1 protein-coding gene is annotated in these 501 nt (G+C 46.7%); it reads right to left on the bottom strand.

Features of this window, described 5'->3' with window-relative positions:
• The coding region (locus R7093_RS28570; RefSeq protein ID WP_318147454.1) for an aminopeptidase N C-terminal domain-containing protein at positions 1 to 501 on the bottom strand (501 nt) is incomplete at both ends.

The raw sequence follows: 501 nt of genomic DNA, 5'->3' as shown, positions 1-501 counted from the left end.
ACTGACGAAGAATTTCACCGGCAAATTGGTAACCAGAACCCGATTTGTCGTGGAAACGAACTGGGTTTGCAGCCAAGAACGAGCCAATTAAGCTGCGCGTACGGTTCGGGTTCTTCAAGCTGAACGCCTCGTGATTCATGGTTGCTTTCACTTTTTCAAGTGCATCTTCTGCTGGGTTAGTCCCCTGCAGTGCAAACCATTTGTCCATAACCAAACCGTCATGTTTCCACTTATCGCTGTAATCAGCCATCAGCTCTTCACGACATTCCAGTTGAGCACTATTCGCTGCACTCATAGCTGCAATGGTATCGGTCATGTTATTGGCAGCTTCATACTGCGCTTTAACTAACGTGTTACCTTTGTCTGTATGAGCTAAGAACTGAAGACATTGATTACGCAACGCACGTTTGCCGATTGCTGCATGGTCGATGGTGTATTCGGCTTGTTTTAGCGTGTGGTAAGTGGCACTTAGTTCGTCTTCCAATGTGGCAGAAAGTGACA

This window comes from Vibrio sp. 1580, assembly GCF_033340055.1.
This window is presented reverse-complemented; position numbering and strand designations above follow the sequence as displayed.